This is a genomic window from Thalassospira alkalitolerans, assembly GCF_002115745.1.
In the GTDB taxonomy this organism is placed as follows: domain Bacteria; phylum Pseudomonadota; class Alphaproteobacteria; order Rhodospirillales; family Thalassospiraceae; genus Thalassospira; species Thalassospira alkalitolerans.
The window spans coordinates 1-717 of the sequence record NZ_JFKB01000055.1 but is presented as its reverse complement, the minus strand read 5'-3'; the positions used below and the strand labels follow the sequence as shown (position 1 = coordinate 717).

At 41.7% G+C, this 717-nt stretch carries 2 protein-coding genes; both read right to left on the bottom strand.

What is annotated here, in order from left to right:
- Positions 1-71: 71 nt before the first annotated feature.
- Entirely contained in the window at positions 72-434 is a 363-nt protein-coding gene (locus TALK_RS21880; RefSeq protein ID WP_085621278.1) for a hypothetical protein, read from the bottom strand.
- On the bottom strand, positions 431-717 hold a 287-nt coding region (locus TALK_RS21875; protein ID WP_211274878.1), incomplete at its 5' end, for a hypothetical protein. The genes TALK_RS21875 and TALK_RS21880, both read right to left, overlap by 4 nt.

The following is a 717-nucleotide window of genomic DNA, read 5'->3' as shown; positions in this document are numbered from 1 at the left end:
GCATTAAAAAATAAATCTGTCCCCTTTTCTTGTTTCCCATGCTCTCACGGTCCCCTTTTCTCTCACGGTCCTTAATACTTTTCATGAATGGCTCTGTAGGAGGCATCATAATTTTCTGTATCAGATACCCAACTTCTGAAGTATTCCTTGATGAAATTCGCCTGATTAAGAGCAGATGGTGGTCCAAGTTTTTCACCTGTAGCTCTGCAAAAAAAGTCCATCAGTTTGTGAACAGAGTAACCAAGCTCTTCATCTGGAGGGATCACCTTTATGTCAATAAGCGGCCCATAGTACCTCTCTCCTTCAAAAATTAATTTCCATCCATCAGTCGTTTCAAATTCTGCCAAAAAATCCGAGTCTGCAGTTAAGCTAAAGCCCGCATCGGCAAACTGAGACTTAATTTTAGTCAGTATGTTCTCATACTCTGGTGTCATTGCTTCCTCATCATTGAAGTAATGGAGTCATATTCGTAGCCATTTGACTTCAAATAATCGTACTCCTTACCAAAGCCGGTACGGACCTGAGAACCTGTCACTGGGTCAATTCGATTCAAGTAGTCATCGATAGGTTTTGTTGCAAGAACGATATCATCACCCCTCTCAATTGCAGCATCCAAGAACGGCTTGTTGTACTGATCCCAAAATTTATCAAGGTCGGTAGCCAAACTATCAGGTGTGTTTAGCAGCAATAAAGGGGACAGTCCCCTTTTTACTGCTT